Source organism: Herbidospora daliensis (genome assembly GCF_001570585.1).
Classification (GTDB): Bacteria; Actinomycetota; Actinomycetes; order Streptosporangiales; family Streptosporangiaceae; genus Herbidospora; species Herbidospora daliensis.
In genome coordinates this window covers 16,697-31,498 of sequence record NZ_BBXF01000012.1, presented here as the reverse complement: position 1 = coordinate 31,498, position 14,802 = coordinate 16,697, and the positions used below count along the sequence as shown (strand labels likewise).

Here is a 14,802-nt window from a genome sequence, read left to right as displayed (position 1 = left end):
GATCGTGGATGTCAGGAGACGGCGGGCAGCCGCCCGCGCATCAGCCCGGCGATCGTCTCGGCGACGACCATCGGGTCGAGCGGCTGGGAGATCACGGCGTCGGCGCGCGACCAGTTGGCCAGCCAGCGGTCGTCACGACGGGCGATGATCAGGCAGATGGGCGGGCAGTCGTGCACCTCGTCCTTGGCCTGCTTGGCGATGCCCATGCCCCCGGCCGGCGCGGCCTCGGAGTCGAGGATCGCGATGTCGATCTCCCCCGAGTCGAGCTTGCGGACCACGGCGGCCTGGGTCGCGCACTCGACGATCTCCACCAGCGGCAGGTCGGCCGCGGGACGGCGGCCCAGGGCCAGCCGCACCTTCTCGCGGGTGGCCGCGTCGTCGCTGTAGACGAGAACCTTCATGTCGCTTACTCCAGTCACCGGGTAGGGTCCACCAGGGATGCTATCGGCCCGGAGCGGCCGTCGACATCCCGGCTCGCACCCCCTATCGGGGGGCCGTGCGGCGACCCGGCCCTGCGAGCCGCAATAATGACGGGCGTGGCGACAGCATCCGCAATTACTACGACGACGACAGCCCACTCGTCGCGCCGGCCCAACCTGGTCAGCGTAGGGACGATCATCTGGCTGTCCTCTGAGCTCATGTTCTTCGCGGCGCTGTTCGCGATGTACTTCACCATCCGCTCGGTGAGCGTCGGCCAGGACCCAGCAAGCTGGCCCGGCGCCCACCTGAACGTCCCGTTCGCGACGGTCAACACGATCATCCTGGTGCTGTCCTCGGTGACATGCCAGTTCGGCGTGTGGGCCGCGGAAAAGGGCCAGGTCAAGAAGCTCCGGTTCTGGTATTTCGTCAGCTTCCTCATGGGCGCGGTCTTCGTCGCCGGGCAGCTGATCGAGTACAACGAGCTGGTGCACGAGGGCACGACCCTCTCCTCCGACGCCTACGGCTCGGTGTTCTACCTGACCACGGGCTTCCACGGTCTGCACGTGACGGGTGGTCTGATCGCGTTCCTGTTCCTCCTGGGACGCACGTACGCCGCGAAGCGCTTCACGCATGAGCAGGCCACCAGCGCGATCGTCGTGTCCTACTACTGGCACTTCGTCGACGTCGTCTGGATCGGCCTTTTCGCGACCATCTACATCATCAAATGATCGGAACGGGGATTTCGGTGAACTCCATCACCGCGCGACGGCGGCGGCATCCCCTCGCGCGCCTCGCGGTCGTGGCGCTCGCGCTGGGCCTGCTGGGCGGCGGATACGCCGCCGCGGCGCCCAGTGACAGCACCGCCGACGCGGCGGTCGCGTCGGGCAAGGCCGACGACGTGGCCGAGGGCAGGAGCTTGTTCGTGGCTCACTGCGCCAGCTGCCACGGACTCAGCGCCGAGGGCACCTCCATGGGCCCCACCCTTGTGGGCGTGGGCGCCGCCGCGGTCGACTTCCAGGTCAGCTCGGGCCGCATGCCCGCCGCCGACCCGAGCGCGCAGGCTCCGCGCAAGCCGCTCGGCGAGTGGGTCACTCCCGAAGCGGTCCGGCAGCTCGCCGCCTACGTGCAGACCCTCGGTGGCGGTCCCACGATCCCCACCAAGGAGATGGTCTCCGGAGGCGACGCGGCCAAGGGTGGTGAGCTGTTCCGCGCCAACTGCATCCAGTGCCACAACTTCGTCGGCGCCGGTGGCGCGCTCACCTACGGCAAGTACGCCCCCGACCTCAACGAGTCGACGCCCGAGCAGATCTACGAGGCGATGGCCACGGGTCCGCAGGCGATGCCGGTCTTCAACGACTCCGTCGTCAAGCCGGAGAACAAGGCCGACATCATCGCCTACATCACCCAGGTGCGCGGCCAGGTCGACCCGGGCGGTTTCGGGCTCGGCCGCATCGGCCCGGTCACCGAAGGTCTCGTCGTGTGGGTCGCCGGCATCAGCTTCATGTCCCTCGCCGCCATTTGGATCACCGCCAAGAAGCGTAAGAGAACATCAAAATGACAGATAACGAGCTTCCCGGCCCCGATGACGAGGCGCGCGTGCCGCGTCGCGTCATCGGCACCCCGGCTCAGGGAACCGCCGTACTCGGCACCCGCCCGGTCGAGACCGAGGTGGAGACGCCCGGCGTGACGCTCCCCGACCCCGCCGACGCCCGCAAGGCCGAGCGCACGGTCACCCTGCTGTTCTTCGTCGCCTTCCTGGCCGGCATCGCCTTCATCGCCTCGTACGTCGTCTTCCAGGTCGGCAGCCTCGACAAGACGGCCGTGTCGAACGCGGCGCTCGGCGGCACCCTCACGGTGGCGCTGCTGGCGCTGGCCGCGGGCGTCGTCGTCTGGGTCCGGCGGATCATGCCGAAGTACAACCTGGTCCAGGAGCGCCACGACATGCGCTCCGACGACGACACCCGCGGCTACGTCGACGAGACGTTCCGCGCGGGCGCCAGCGAGAGCGGCTTCGTCAAGCACAAGATGATGCGCCGCACGCTGCTGCTGGCGGCGGCGCCGCTCGGCCTGGCCCCGCTCGTGCTGCTGAAGGACCTGGGCCCGTTGCCCGGCACCTCGCTGCGCCATACGGTGTGGAAGAAGGGCATGAAGCTGGTGGTCGAAGGCACCGGTCAGCCGATCCTGGCGGCCGACTTCGACTCGCCGGGCGGCATCCTGTCGGTCGTGCCCGAAGGTTACGAGCACGACCTCAACGCCCTCGCCAAGGCCACCCTGATCCTGATCAAGTTCCGTCCTGAAGACCTCAAGTCGGGCACGATCAAGAACTGGACCTACGACGGCATCGTCGCCTACTCGAAGATCTGCACCCACGTGGGTTGTCCCGCGGCGCTCTACGAGCAGACGACCCACCACATCCTGTGCCCCTGCCACCAGTCGACGTTCGACGCGACCGACGGCGCGAAGGTCATCTTCGGGCCGGCCGCGCGGCCGCTGCCGCAGCTGCCGATCGGCGTCGACGGCCAGGGCTACCTCATCGCCCAGGCCGACTTCGACGTCCCCGTCGGTCCCAGCTTCTGGGAGCGCGGCGACGCCGAGGCCGAGGCCCGGGAAGCCAGGGGGAACCAGTCGTGAACGAGACTCCGAAGCCCATCGCGGGCACCGCGTCCTACCTCGACGACCGGCTCGGCGCGGGCAGCTTCCTGAAGCGCAACCTGCGCAAGGTCTTCCCCGACCACTGGTCGTTCCTGCTGGGCGAGATCGCCCTCTACTCCTTCATCATCCTGCTGCTGACCGGCACGTTCCTGACGTTCTGGTTCAAGCCGAGCATGGGTCACGTCGAATACCAGGGCGTGTACGAGCCCCTCAAGGGCGTCATGATGTCGGAGGCCTACGCCTCGACGCTCCACATCAGCTTCGAGGTCCGGGGCGGTCTGCTGATCCGGCAGATGCACCACTGGGCGGCCCTGCTGTTCGTGGCCGGCATGATGGTCCACGCGCTGCGGGTGTTCTTCACCGGCGCCTACCGCAAGCCGCGTGAGCTCAACTGGCTCATCGGCGTGCTGCTGCTGACGCTGGCGCTGGCCGAGGGCCTCACCGGCTACTCCCTCCCCGACGACCTGCTCTCCGGCGCCGGTCTGCGGATCACCGAGGGCGTGGCGATCTCGCTGCCGATCGTGGGCACGTACATCACGTTCTTCCTGTTCGGCGGGGAATATCCGGGTGTCGACGTCATCTCGCGCTTCTACACCCTGCACATCCTGCTGATCCCGGGCATCCTGCTGGCGCTCATCTCGGCCCACATGGTGCTGATGTGGGTGCAGAAGCACACCCAGATGCCCGGCCCGGGCCGCACCGAGCACAACGTGGTGGGCGCGCCGTTCTACCCGGCCTTCATGGCCAAGGCGGGCGCCTACTTCCTGTTCACGTTCGCGTGCATCGCCGGTCTCGGCACGTTCGCCCAGATCAACCCGATCTGGTTGTTCGGACCGTACACACCGGCCGACATCTCGGCAGGTTCACAGCCCGACTTCTACATGGGCTTCCTGGAGGGCGCGCTGCGTCTGATGCCCGCCTGGGAGATCAACTTCCTGGGTCACACGCTGCCTCTCAGCGTGCTGATCCCGGCGCTGGTCCCGATGGGCATCATCATGACGGGCCTGGCGCTCTACCCGTTCGCCGAACAGTGGATCACCGGCGACCGTCGTGAGCACCACCTGGCCGACCGTCCCCGCAACGCCCCGGTCCGCACCTCGATCGGCATGGCGGCGGTGACGTTCTACGGCATCCTGTGGCTGCTGGGCGCCAACGACGAGATCTCGACCCACTTCCACATCGGTCTCTACGAGACGACGATCATCGGCCGGTTCGCCATCTTCCTCGGCCCGGCGATCGCCTACTGGATCACCTACCGGATCTGCATCGGCCTCCAGCGTCGTGACCAGGACATCCTGTCCCACGGCGTGGAGTCGGGCGTGATCAAGCGGCTGCCGCACGGTGAGTACATCGAGGTCCACACGCCCCCGGCGGAGGACATCGCCGAGCACATGCGCGGCAAGAAGCAGATCCAGATCGTCCCGGGCGACGACGACAAGGACGGCATCCCGCCGAAGGGCGTGCGCGGTCCGATCGGCAAGCTGCGGGCGAAGGCCAGCAAGTTCTACGGCACCGACCACGTCCCGCTCGACGGCGACGGCCATCATGACGGCCACGCCGACGAGCACGCCGCGGTGGGCGCGGGCGACAAGCCCCGCGAACTGCACTGACACGCTCTCACTGAAGAGACCCGGAGCCCGCGCTCCGGGTCTTTTCGTCTTCCTGGACGATCACACGGTGACCCACCGCGTGCAGGCGACGGCCCCGCCACGGGCCTGGCCGCAGGCCCGCAGGCTCTGGTAGCGGTCCCACATCGGCGGCGTGACCGCGCCCGTCACGAAGGGCTGGACCCGGGTCGGCCCGAGCTGGATCCAGGTGACGCCGGTGTTCCAGGAACGGTCCACCCAGACCGTGTCGCCGGGGGCCGCGCCGCTGAGCCGCCCCACGGCGAACGGCTCGTCGGCCCCGACGTAGAGCCGCACGACCCTGCCCGCCGGCCCGACCGCGGAGGCGGCCGGGTGGACCCGCCCGACCCCGCGCACCAGCCCGTGCAGCACGCGCCCCTCCCCCCGGCAGCCCACGCCCCGGAAGGCCTCCCAGCCCCGGTAGCGCGCGCAGAGGGCCGTCACGTCGGCCAGCAGCTGGTCGTCGATCTTGGCGCGCCCTTCGGGGGTGAGCCGGCCCTGCTCCCGGTAGTTCCGGTAGCCGAAGTCGTGCCGCCGGCAGGCGTCGGCGAAGCCGAACCCGCCGTCGCCCCCGGCGAAGGAGCAGTCGCCGGCGCTCCAGACGAGCTCCTGGTCCTCGTCCTCGGCCCGCTCCACGAAGTCGGCGAGGGGGATCTCGAACAACAGCCAGTCGGTCTTCTCCAGCGGATCGTCGGGCTCGTCGTCGGCCCCTGCGAGGGCGGTCCCAGGCCCGCCCACGAGGAACAGCGCGGCCGTGATCGTCATGGCGGCCGCGCGCAGCAGACCCCGGGTCGAACGGGTCATGTCTCTCCTCCGATGGACGGACGGGGCACCCGGTGCGACCGGATTCCGGGACCGTTCCACATCCGTCCCAGCCGACGGCACCTCGCACCTGACCTGCCACCCACCCCGCCGAGGCGTTCGAAGCCTGCGCGAAAGGGCGCTCACGGCCGGCTCGTGAGGAGTCGGCCCGCAGCGCCCCTTGGCGTTTTCGCCGACCGAAATCGGATCGACTTTCGCAATACAGTGGAAATACGCCGTTTTCGAAATGTGGCGATCACTCGCCGCCAGACGGCCCGGGAGCTCCAGACGGCCGTCGCCACCCCCCTTGACATGGCCCGGAGTCTACGCCGGAATTCACGTCAATTGAGGTGACAATCCAGCCATGAATTGCTATTCCATGATTTCGTCCACAAATCTGTAGTTGGCACTCCGCATTACCGGGGCGCGACGTGCCCGATGCGGAACAGGTTCCCCGGGTCCACCCGGTTCCTGATCTCGGCCAGCCGCCGCCGGGTCGCCTCCGGCCAGGCCCGGTCCGCCGTCGTCAGGTCGGAGCCGTGCATGTTGATCAGGGACCCGCCGGTCGACCACGGCGCCAGCGCCCTCACGACCGCGCCCGGGTCGCTGCCGGGCAGCCCGATCGCCAGCACGTTGAAGGCCGCCTCGCGCCCGCCGACGGCGTTGGGCTCCTTCGGCTCGCGGGCCAGCGCGCCGCCCAGGTGCCGGATCTCCACCACGGGGATCGGCAGCTCGACCGAGGGCCCGGCGACCGTGAGCAGCGTCTCCACCGCCTCGGGGGTCAGCGCGCGCAGCAGGGTGCTGCGCTCGACCGCCGGCATCGGGTCGGCCGGGTCGTCGTGGACGCGGTCGAGCTGCGTGTACGGCAGCTCCCCCACCCCGCCGAGCACCGGCTCGGCCACCCCGAGCATCGGCGCCAGGAGGGCCTCCTGGGGCGTCGCGGAGGCCACCCGCAGGTGGGCGACGAACTGCCCGCGCAGCGGCGGCGGCAGCTGCGGGAGCGGCGGCAGGCGGAGGAAGGCGAGCGAGGTGGTCAGCGTCTCGGGCAGGCCGGGCGCCCACCGCTGGTAGGCGCGCAGCACGGCGGGGGCGTCGGCGGCGGCGAAGTAGAGGCCGCCGCCCCACACGGTGGCCAGCGGGAACAGGTCGACGGTCAGCGAGGTCACCACGCCGAAGCCGCTCTTGCCGCCGCGCAGCGCCCAGAACAGGTCGGGCTCGCTGCCGGGGTCGGCGACCCTGACCGCGCCGTCGGGGGTCACGACGGTCAGCGACCGGACGTGGTCGGCCGCGAACCCGTAGGTGCGGGCCAGCGGGCCGATGCCGCCGCCGAGGGTGAAGCCGACCGCGCCGACCCCGGAGGCCGAGCCGGACAGGGGCGCGAGCCCGAAGGGGGCCGCCGCCCGCACGACCTCGGCCCACGTGCAGCCGGCGCCGATGGTCGCGGTGCGCGCCTCGGGGTCGACCGACAGGGAGCGCATCCGGGAGGTGAGGATCAGGACCGCGCCGTCGGCGGCCTGGACGGCCCCGTGGCCGGTCGCCTGGACGGCCGCCGGCAGGCCGTGGGCGGCGGCGTGGGCGAGGGCTTCGGCGACGTCGGAGGGGGTCTCGACCTCGGCGACGAGGGCGGGGTGGTGGCGGACCGCGAGGTTGAATCCGGTGATTTCGTTCATGGGAGAGGTTGTCCCATGATGTCCTCGTATGCGGCTGAGGCGGCATCCTAGTGTGGTCCTAGTCAAGGGGGAGGAACGGCGATGCGGCACGACTTCCGGGTCCTCGGGCCCGTGGAGGTCCTCAGCGAGGGGCGGGCCGTCGACCTCGGGCCGCGCAAGCAGCGGGCGGTCATGGCGCTGCTGCTGACGCACGCCCCGAGGGTCGTGGCGCTCGACCAGATCATCGACGCCCTCTGGCAGGACGAGCCGCCCTCCAGCGCGACCGGAACGCTCCAGGCGTATATCTTCCAGCTCCGCAAGGCCCTGGAGCCCGAGCGCAGCCCGCGCACCCCGGCGCGGGTCCTGCGCACCCGCGAACCCGGCTACCTCCTCGACATCGACCCCGATCAGATCGACTCCCACCGGTTCCTGCGGGCCATGGAGCAGGCCGAGGCCGCGCCGCCCGACCAGGTCGAGAAGATCCTCACCCCGGCGCTGGCGTCGTGGCGCGGGGAGCCGTACACGGGGCTGCAGGACGAGGAGTACCTGCGGCCGACCATCGCCCATCTCACCGAGGCCCGGCTGACGGCGCTGACCACCCGAGCCGAGGCGCGGCTGGCCCTGGGTCGCGCCGCCGAGGTGGCGCTGGAGGTCGAGCGGCTGCTGGAGGCGGCGCCGTACCGGGAAGGGCTCTGGTCGCTGCTCATCCGGGCGCTCTACACCGATCGTCGGCAGGCCGACGCGCTGGGCGCCTACCAGCGGTGCCGGACGCTGCTCGACGAGGAGCTCGGGCTGCTGCCGGGCCCGGAGCTGCGGACGCTGGAGCAGGCGGTGCTGCGGCAGGAGGAGCTGCCGCCCTCCCGGGTCGCGGTGGTCGCCGCGCCCGCGCCCGCGCAGGTCGAGCTGCCCCGGTTCGTCGGCCGGGCGGCTCAGCGGCGGCGGGTGCAGGACCGGGTCGCCGACGCCGCGAAGGGCTCGGGCGGGGTGCTGCTGATCGGCGGCGAGGCGGGCATCGGGAAGACCACCCTGGCCGAGGCCGCCGCCGAGCTGGCGTCCCGGCAGGGCTTCACCGTCACGTGGAGCCGCTGTGCCGAGGACGCCCCCGCCTTCTGGCCGTGGATCCAGGCCCTGCGGCTGCTCGACCCGCCCACCGCCGAACGCCTGGCCGCCCCCGGCGAGGCCGCCGACCCCGACGCCGCCCGGTTCCTGCTGCACGACGCGGTCGCCCGGGCCCTCGAACGGCGCGCCGCCCAGGGCCCGCTCATGATCGTGCTGGAGGACGCCCACTGGGCCGACGCGGCCACCCTGAAGCTCCTCACCTTCCTCGGCGCCGACCTGCACCGGGTCCCGCTCCTGGTGGTCGTGACGGTACGCCACCACGACGCCCCCCAGCCGGTCGACGTGTTCGCCGAACTCGCCCGCCAGCGCGGCACCGAACGCCTCACGGTCGGCCCGCTCACCACCGCCGACGTCGCCGACTACCTCGACGGCCGCGACCCCGGCCTGCGCGAGCACGTGGCCGTGCTGCACGACCGGACCGGCGGCAACCCCTTCTACCTGGGCGAACTGCTCCGCCTGGCGGCCTCGACCCGGTCGGCCGACATCGCGGCCCTACCGGTGCCCGACGGGGTGCGCGACGTCATCGCCCAGCGCGTCTCCCGCCTGCCCGAGGAGACCCAGGCCCTGCTGCGCACCGCGTCGGTGGCCGGCCGGGACGTCGACTCCGACGTGCTCGCCGGGGCCGCCGGCATCGACCCGGCCCGGCTGCTCCAGCTGCTCGAACCGGCCGTCGCGACCGGCCTGCTCGTCGAGCTCGACGGCGGCTGGGACTACCGGTTCTCCCACGCCCTGGTCCAGGAGTCCCTGTACGGCGAACTCACCCGCCTCCAGCGCGCCCAGCTGCACGGGAGGATCGGCGAGGCGGCCGAGTCGTTCGGCGGCGGCGACCTCGACCGCGTCCCGGTGCTGGCCCACCACTTCGCCCAGGCCGCCCGCGTCGGCCACGCCGAGAAGGCCGTGAGCTACGCCGTGCGGGCCGCCGAGCAGGCCGCCGCGAGCCTCGCCTACGACGAGGCGGTGCGCTACTGGGAGCTGGCGCTGGCCTCCCACGGCCCGGCGGGCACCTCCCGCCGCTGCCGCCTGCTGATCGAGCTCGGCCGGGCCAGACGTGTCACGGGCGACGTGCTGGGCGCCCGCGCGCCCCTCGACGAGGCGGTCGACCTAGCCACCCGCCTGGGCGAGCACGACATGGCGATCGAGGCCACCAGCGTCTTCGGCGGCGTCACCTTGTGGAACTGGTGGTCCTACGGCGTCGTCAACCCGCGCATGGTGAACGTGCTGCGCGACCAACTGGCCCGGCTGCCCGAAGGCGACCTGGCCCGCCGCGCCGCCCTGCTCGGCACCCTCGCCGTGGAGCTCTACTACGGCCCGCGCGAGGAGGCCCTGGAGTGCGCCGCCGAGGCCGTCGCCCTGGCCCGGCGGACCGGCGACCCGCAACTGCTGGCCCGGACCCTGAACAACTACGTCATCGCCGCCTGGTCGCCCGAGCACGACACCGAGCGCTTCACCGCCGCGGCCGAGATCCTCACCCTCCCGGGCCTGCCGAAGCTCACCGAGGTCATCTCCCGCCTGCACCGCATGCAGGGCCTCATGCAGGACGGCCTGATCGCCGAGTACGACGCCGAGCTGGCCCGCTGCCTGCGGCTGACCGGGGAACTGCGCATCCCCGAGATCACCGCCCAGGTCAACTACGCCGCCTCGGGCCGGGCGATCCTGCACGGCGACTGGGCCGAGGCCCGGCGCTACAGCGCGCTGGCCGGGGAGTGGTACCGCCGCACCAGCCTGTGGGGGCCCGACTTCGTCGACCTGCAGAGCGAGTTCTACATCGGCTGGGCGCGGAACGCGGTGCCGGCCTCGCTGGTCGCCACCCTGGTCGAACGCGCCGACGACCCGTCAGACCGGCTGCTGCGCCCCACGGCGATCCTGGCCGTGTGGGAGTCGGGCGACCAGACGGGGGCCAAGGAGCTGCTCGACCGCTGGGGCGTCAGCCTCGAACGCAACTGGGCCTGGCAGTTCTCCGCCTGGCAGTGGGCGCTGGTCGCGGCCCGGCTGGGCCGTCCGGCCCCGGAGGAGATGCTGGCGGCCCTGCTGCCGGTCGCCGACCAGATCGCCACCCTGGGCACCGGCTGCGTCTCGTGGGGCTCCATCCACGAGGCCGTCTCGGAGTTGTACGAAGCCGTCGGCGACCGGGACCGCGCCCGCGAGCACGCGCGGCAGGCGGCCCGGGTCCACCGCAGGCTGGCCGTGCCCCATCTGGAGCGCCGCAGCGCGGCGCTCCTGGAGCGGCTCGGTTAGGCCATCGGGTCGGTCGTGGCGTCGCGCAGGCGGCTCCACTTGAGCCAGTCCTTCCACTTCGGCTGCCAGTGGCCCCAGCCGTTGGTGGTCTCGAGCTGGCGCGGCGAGCCGGTGAGGATGATCGGGTCGCCGATCAGGGTCTCGTCCTTGTACCACTGGGCGTTCGACGGGCTGATGTTCACGCAGCCGTGGCTGACGTTGGAGTTGCCCTGCGAGCCGACCGACCAGGGCGCGCCGTGGACGTACTCGCCGCTGTTGGAGATGCGGACGGTGTCGTAGACGGTCTGCTGGTAGTAGCCCGCCTGGCCGGGGCCCGCGTCGGGCGAGGTCATGACGGTGACGTCCTCGCGCGACATGGCCAGGTGGATGCCGCTGGTGGTGTGGTACTTCCACACGCCGCCCTTGCCGGCGCTGAACGGGATGGTCCGGATGACCTTGCCGTCGCGGATCACGTCCATCGTGTGCTTGCTGATGTCTCCCTTGGTGATCTGGGAGCGGCCGATGGTGAAGTCGCGCACGACGTCCTTGCCGCCGTAGAGGCCGTTGTCGCCCCGGACGCCGGCCATGCGGGCGGTGACCCGGACCTTGGTCCGGGGCGGCCAGAACTTCTTGGGCCGGTAGGCGATCGTCTTGTCGTCGAACCAGTGCCAGGCGCCCTCGACCGGCTTGGACGCCTGCACGAGCAGGTTGCGCTCGATCGACACCCGGTCCTTCACCGCCGTGTTGAAGCTGATCATGATCGGCATGCCGACGCCGACCGTCAGGCCGGTGTAGTCCTTGTTCGGCAGCAGCGTGTCGATCTCGAACGTCTTGGCGGCCTTGAGCGTGGAGAACGAACTGCTCCCCCGGGCCGACCCGGCGGTCGCCGCGACCGTGTAGTGGGTGCCCGGCATCATCGGCCGCACGCTGCGCCACATCGTGCGGTCGGCGCTGAAGACCCCCTCGACCGGTTTGCCGCCCTCGGCGGTGACGGCGACCGAGCCCAGCGGGGCGCCGGCCGCGTAGATCTTGATGGGGAGCTCCGGCGGCAGGTTCGCGGCCCCGTTGGACGGAAAGATCATGACCGATTCGGCCGCCTTACGCTGGGTCGTGTCCTCCCCTGCTGTGGCGGTAGTGGCACAACCGGTCACCATCAGTAGGGCCAACGCCCCCGCACCACGACTTCGCACGCGGATCTCCCCCCGGGTCACCTTGATCACTATCTCTGAGTTATTACCCGATTACGGAGAGTTCGGTCGCACGACACTCCTTTCGAAGGCAAAGAAAAAGTCCCGGCCCGCCAAAGGCGAACCGGGACCAAGCTGCGGGAACTAGTGCGAGAAGTGCCCGCGGTAGTACTGGAAGACGAAGCCGATCGTGCTCATGATCACCGCGAAGACGCCGATCATGAAGAGCCACCAGCCGATGACGAAGCCGAAGAACGTCAGCGCGGCCGACAGGCACACGAACAGCGGCCACCACGAGTGGGGGCTGAAGAAGCCCAGCTCACCCGCGCCGTCACTGATCTCGGCCTCCTTGTCGTCCTCCGGCTGGTCACCGATGCGACGGGCCGTGAACAGCAGGTAGTAGCCGATCATGAAGGCGAGGCCCACCGAGATCGCCATCGCGGTGGTGCCGGTCACCTCCTTGGACCAGAACCAGTAGACGATGTCGGCGGCGGCGAAGAACGCGCCGGTGAGGATGAACATCCATCCCTGGACCTTCACGACTTGACCTCCTGGATCTCCGGCTGGGCCTGACCAGGCGTGATGTGCGGGTACTTGAGGTCGAACGCCGGGCGCTCCGACCGGATGCGGGGCAGCCGGTGGAAGTTGTGCCGCGGCGGCGGGCAGGAGGTCGCCCACTCGAGCGAACCGGCGTAGCCCCACGGGTCGTCGACCGTGACCTTGGGCGCGTTGCGCCAGGTCGTCCAGACGTTCCAGAGGAACGGCAGGGTGGACGCGCCGAGCAGGAAGGCGCCGACCGAGCTGATCATGTTCAGGTCGGTGAAGCCGTCGACCGCCGCATAGTCGGCGTAGCGGCGCGGGAAGCCGATGACGCCCAGCCAGTGCTGCACCAGGAACGTCAGGTGGAAGCCGAAGAACAGGGTCCAGAAGTGGACCTTGCCGATCTTGTCGTTCAGCATCTTCCCGGTGAACTTCGGCCACCAGAAGTAGAAGCCGGAGAACATCGCGAACACGACCGTGCCGAACACCACGTAGTGGAAGTGGGCCACCACGAAGTAGGAGTCGGAGATCGAGAAGTCGAGCGGCGGCGAGGCCAGGATGACGCCGGTCAGGCCACCGAAGAGGAAGGTGACCAGGAAGCCCACCGCGAAGAGCATCGGCGTCTCGAAACTGAGATGCCCTCGCCACATCGTGCCGATCCAGTTGAAGAACTTCACCCCGGTCGGCACCGCGATGAGGAACGTCATGAAGCTGAAGAACGGCAGCAGCACCTGTCCGGTGACGAACATGTGGTGCGCCCACACCGTCACCGACAGGCCGGCGATGGCGATGGTCGCGCCGACCAGGCCGATGTAGCCGAAGATCGGCTTGCGGCTGAAGACCGGCAGGACCTCGGTGATGATGCCGAAGAACGGCAGGGCGATGATGTAGACCTCGGGATGGCCGAAGAACCAGAAGAGGTGCTGCCACAACATCGCGCCGCCGTTGGCGGCGTCGAAGACGTGGGCGCCGAGCTTCCGGTCGGCCTCCAGCACCAGCAGCGCCGCCGCCAGCACCGGGAAGGCCAGCAGCACCAGGATGCTGGTGAGCAGGATGTTCCAGGTGAAGATCGGCATGCGGAACATCGTCATGCCGGGCGCGCGCATGCAGATGATCGTGGTGATGAAGTTGACCGCGCCGAGGATCGTGCCCAGGCCCGACAGGGCCAGACCCATGATCCACAGGTCGCCGCCGATGCCCGGCGAGGTGACCGCGTTCGACAGCGGCGCGTAGGCGGTCCAGCCGAAGGCGGCCGCGCCGCCCGGGGTGAAGAAGCCGCCGACGGCGATGATGCTGCCGAACAGGTAGAGCCAGTAGCTGACCATGTTCAGACGCGGGAACGCCACGTCGGGGGCGCCGATCTGGAGCGGCATCAGCTCGTTGGCGAAGCCCGCGAACAGCGGGGTCGCGAACATCAGCAGCATGATCGTGCCGTGCATGGTGAACAGCTGGTTGAACTGCTCGTTCGAGACCACCTGCATGCCCGGCTGGGCCAGCTCGGCGCGCATGACCAGGGCCATGACGCCGCCGATGAGGAAGAACACGAACGAGGTCATCAGGTAGAGATGACCGATGATCTTGTGGTCGGTCGTCGTGAGCCACTTCACGACGACGGAACCCTTGCGGTAAGGCGGCCGCGGCGGGATCGCCCCGGTCTCGCTGTGCGCGGTCACTGTGCGCCTCCCGCGGCGGACTGGGTGGTCATGTACTGGTCGAACTCCGCCTGCGGGACCAGCTTGACCGAGAACAACATCTTGCTGTGGTCGACGCCGCACAGCTCGGCGCACCGTCCGAAGAACACCCCGGTCTTGTCGAGGGTGTCGAGCTCGAACTTGTTGTGCACGCCCGGGATCACGTCCTGCTTGAAGAGGAACGCCGGCACCCAGAACGAGTGGATGACGTCGGGCGACTCGAGGGCGAACTCGACCTTGGTGCCGACCGGCAGCACCAGCTGCGGGCCCTGCGGGTTGGTCGTGCTCTGCTTCGACAGGTCGACCGGGACGCCGGCCACCGTCGCCGTCTTGCCCTGCGCCTCGGTCGTGAAGCGCCAGCTCCACTGGTAGCCCTCGACCTTGACCTTCACCGGGGCGGTGCCGGAGACCTTGATGATCTCGGCCTCGTCGCGCGCGGTGAAGTAGAAGAAGACCGCCACCATGACCAGCGGAACGAGCGTGTAGAGCATCTCGATCGGCAGGTTGTACCGCACCTGGGGCGGCAGCTGCTGGTCGGAGTTCTTCCGCCGGCGGTGGAACAGCACCGACCACACGATCAGGCCGAAGACGACGACGAACGTCGCGAAGGCGGCCACCCACGAGCCCAGCCACAGGTCGAGCATCAGGTTGCCCTGCCGCGTCTGCGGCTCGGGCTGGGCCAGCCGGGACCACTGGTCTGCTGCCTCGGAACTACACGCCGACGCGGACGCGACCAGAACCGCCACACCGGCGAGACTGGGCAGCCGGCGGCGGGCCAACGATCGCCGTGTCGTACGGCGGGTCGGACTCACGGATCGCCTACCCCACACTTGAAGCCCATGGGGCACACCCCTGGGCGGTTTTCGAGGATTCCACACAGCCGGGGGAATCTTCTCCCCCGCTT

The 14,802-nt window shown here is 70.1% G+C and carries 12 protein-coding genes; 5 read left to right on the top strand and 7 right to left on the bottom strand.

What is annotated here, in order from left to right; genetic code table 11:
• Window positions 1-11: 11 nt before the first annotated feature.
• Window positions 12-401: a response regulator transcription factor gene (locus AW274_RS36880; RefSeq protein ID WP_030450462.1), complete on the bottom strand. Its 390-nt coding sequence runs from the start codon at window positions 399-401 to the stop codon at window positions 12-14.
• Window positions 402-527: 126 nt separating this feature from the next.
• Here AW274_RS36880 and ctaE point away from each other — a divergent pair, with 126 nt between their 5' ends.
• Genes ctaE through qcrB form a run of 4 tightly spaced genes read left to right on the top strand, consistent with a single transcriptional unit; the run spans window position 528 to window position 4,682 of the window.
• The gene (gene ctaE, locus AW274_RS36870) at window positions 528-1,148 is read left to right on the top strand and encodes an aa3-type cytochrome oxidase subunit III (RefSeq protein ID WP_083975448.1); all 621 of its coding nucleotides are present in this window, start codon (window positions 528-530) and stop codon (window positions 1,146-1,148) included.
• 17 nt (window positions 1,149-1,165) lie between these two features.
• Window positions 1,166-1,978: a cytochrome bc1 complex diheme cytochrome c subunit gene (gene qcrC / locus AW274_RS36865; protein WP_157520927.1), complete on the top strand. Its 813-nt coding sequence runs from the start codon at window positions 1,166-1,168 to the stop codon at window positions 1,976-1,978.
• Window positions 1,975-3,051 (top strand): cytochrome bc1 complex Rieske iron-sulfur subunit, encoded by a 1,077-nt coding sequence (gene qcrA, locus AW274_RS36860; protein ID WP_062443258.1) that lies wholly within the window; start codon window positions 1,975-1,977, stop codon window positions 3,049-3,051. Before qcrC ends, qcrA begins: the two co-directional genes overlap by 4 nt.
• The gene (gene qcrB / locus AW274_RS36855; protein ID WP_062443255.1) at window positions 3,048-4,682 is read left to right on the top strand and encodes a cytochrome bc1 complex cytochrome b subunit; all 1,635 of its coding nucleotides are present in this window, start codon (window positions 3,048-3,050) and stop codon (window positions 4,680-4,682) included. Before qcrA ends, qcrB begins: the two co-directional genes overlap by 4 nt.
• 60 nt (window positions 4,683-4,742) lie before the next feature.
• Here the strand turns inward: qcrB and AW274_RS36850 are convergent, their stop codons facing one another.
• Entirely contained in the window at window positions 4,743-5,501 is a 759-nt protein-coding gene (locus tag AW274_RS36850; RefSeq protein WP_062443251.1) for a phospholipase A2, read from the bottom strand.
• 413 nt (window positions 5,502-5,914) lie between these two features.
• Complete coding sequence (locus tag AW274_RS36845; RefSeq protein ID WP_062443249.1) at window positions 5,915-7,168, bottom strand: FAD-binding oxidoreductase; 1,254 nt, start codon at window positions 7,166-7,168, stop codon at window positions 5,915-5,917.
• Between the two features lie 81 nt (window positions 7,169-7,249).
• Between AW274_RS36845 and AW274_RS36840 the strand changes: the two genes are divergently transcribed.
• Window positions 7,250-10,501, top strand: coding sequence for an ATP-binding protein (locus AW274_RS36840; RefSeq protein WP_062443247.1), 3,252 nt, complete (start codon window positions 7,250-7,252; stop codon window positions 10,499-10,501).
• Here AW274_RS36840 and AW274_RS36835 read toward each other — a convergent pair.
• The 4 genes from AW274_RS36835 to ctaC all read right to left on the bottom strand — a co-directional run bounded on the left by AW274_RS36835 (window position 10,498) and on the right by ctaC (window position 14,644).
• Window positions 10,498-11,562, bottom strand: a complete 1,065-nt coding sequence (locus tag AW274_RS36835; RefSeq protein ID WP_232320670.1) for a L,D-transpeptidase — start codon at window positions 11,560-11,562, stop codon at window positions 10,498-10,500. The two genes, AW274_RS36840 and AW274_RS36835, sit on opposite strands and share 4 nt — an antisense overlap.
• 249 nt (window positions 11,563-11,811) lie before the next feature.
• Window positions 11,812-12,207 carry a cytochrome c oxidase subunit 4 gene (locus AW274_RS36830; protein WP_062443241.1) on the bottom strand — a complete coding sequence of 132 codons (396 nt, stop codon included), beginning with the start codon at window positions 12,205-12,207 and terminating at the stop codon, window positions 11,812-11,814.
• Window positions 12,204-13,880, bottom strand: a complete 1,677-nt coding sequence (gene ctaD, locus AW274_RS36825; protein WP_062443239.1) for an aa3-type cytochrome oxidase subunit I — start codon at window positions 13,878-13,880, stop codon at window positions 12,204-12,206. Before ctaD ends, AW274_RS36830 begins: the two co-directional genes overlap by 4 nt.
• Window positions 13,877-14,644 carry an aa3-type cytochrome oxidase subunit II gene (ctaC, locus tag AW274_RS36820; protein WP_231515278.1) on the bottom strand — a complete coding sequence of 256 codons (768 nt, stop codon included), beginning with the start codon at window positions 14,642-14,644 and terminating at the stop codon, window positions 13,877-13,879. Before ctaC ends, ctaD begins: the two co-directional genes overlap by 4 nt.
• Window positions 14,645-14,802: the final 158 nt, after the last annotated feature.